Source organism: Pseudoalteromonas aurantia (assembly GCF_005886875.1).
Classification (GTDB): domain Bacteria; phylum Pseudomonadota; class Gammaproteobacteria; order Enterobacterales; family Alteromonadaceae; genus Pseudoalteromonas; species Pseudoalteromonas aurantia_A.
Genome location: NZ_PNBY01000064.1, coordinates 1 through 1,765, shown reverse-complemented (window position 1 = coordinate 1,765; position 1,765 = coordinate 1). Strand labels below are relative to the sequence as shown.

The 1,765-nt window shown below is 50.9% G+C and carries 1 rRNA gene; it reads left to right on the top strand.

The features are described 5' to 3' along the window. The first annotated feature begins 133 nt into the window (after positions 1 to 133). Positions 134 to 1,673: ribosomal RNA gene (locus CWC18_RS13360) — 16S ribosomal RNA — on the top strand. Positions 1,674 to 1,765: the final 92 nt, after the last annotated feature.

Below are 1,765 nucleotides of genomic sequence, written 5' to 3'. Positions count from 1 at the left end.
CTTCGGAGAAACTGAGTGACCAACGGAAACAAGTTTACTTGTTTCAGCACAGTCAATTCGATTTCGAAAGAAATCAAAATCAGAATTCAATGAGCACGAAACACTTTCTCGTAAAGGGTTTCAACAAAACTTTTAATTGAAGAGTTTGATCATGGCTCAGATTGAACGCTGGCGGCAGGCCTAACACATGCAAGTCGAGCGGTAACAGAGATAGCTTGCTATCTGCTGACGAGCGGCGGACGGGTGAGTAATGCTTGGGAATATGCCTTTTGGTGGGGGACAACAGTTGGAAACGACTGCTAATACCGCATAACGTCTACGGACCAAAGTGGGGGACCTTCGGGCCTCACGCCAAGAGATTAGCCCAAGTGGGATTAGCTAGTTGGTGAGGTAATGGCTCACCAAGGCGACGATCCCTAGCTGGTTTGAGAGGATGATCAGCCACACTGGAACTGAGACACGGTCCAGACTCCTACGGGAGGCAGCAGTGGGGAATATTGCACAATGGGCGCAAGCCTGATGCAGCCATGCCGCGTGTGTGAAGAAGGCCTTCGGGTTGTAAAGCACTTTCAGTCAGGAGGAAAGGTTGGTAGTTAATAGCTACCAGCTGTGACGTTACTGACAGAAGAAGCACCGGCTAACTCCGTGCCAGCAGCCGCGGTAATACGGAGGGTGCGAGCGTTAATCGGAATTACTGGGCGTAAAGCGTACGCAGGCGGTTTGTTAAGCGAGATGTGAAAGCCCCGGGCTCAACCTGGGAACTGCATTTCGAACTGGCAGACTAGAGTGTGATAGAGGGTGGTAGAATTTCAGGTGTAGCGGTGAAATGCGTAGAGATCTGAAGGAATACCGATGGCGAAGGCAGCCACCTGGGTCAACACTGACGCTCATGTACGAAAGCGTGGGGAGCAAACGGGATTAGATACCCCGGTAGTCCACGCCGTAAACGATGTCTACTAGAAGCTGGGGTCTTCGGACAACTTTTTCAAAGCTAACGCATTAAGTAGACCGCCTGGGGAGTACGGCCGCAAGGTTAAAACTCAAATGAATTGACGGGGGCCCGCACAAGCGGTGGAGCATGTGGTTTAATTCGATGCAACGCGAAGAACCTTACCTACACTTGACATACAGAGAACTTACCAGAGATGGTTTGGTGCCTTCGGGAGCTCTGATACAGGTGCTGCATGGCTGTCGTCAGCTCGTGTTGTGAGATGTTGGGTTAAGTCCCGCAACGAGCGCAACCCCTATCCTTAGTTGCCAGCACATAATGGTGGGAACTCTAAGGAGACTGCCGGTGATAAACCGGAGGAAGGTGGGGACGACGTCAAGTCATCATGGCCCTTACGTGTAGGGCTACACACGTGCTACAATGGCGCATACAGAGTGCAGCAAGCTCGCGAGAGTTAGCGAATCACTTAAAGTGCGTCGTAGTCCGGATTGGAGTCTGCAACTCGACTCCATGAAGTCGGAATCGCTAGTAATCGCGGATCAGAATGCCGCGGTGAATACGTTCCCGGGCCTTGTACACACCGCCCGTCACACCATGGGAGTGGGTTGCTCCAGAAGTAGGTAGCTTAACCTTAGGGAGGGCGCTTACCACGGAGTGATTCATGACTGGGGTGAAGTCGTAACAAGGTAGCCCTAGGGGAACCTGGGGCTGGATCACCTCCTTATACGATTTAGAACTTATTTGTTCGTAGTGTCCACACAGATGATTGTTAATTAAATGACTTAGGTCGTTTAATTAATATTGCTCTGGAAGTAT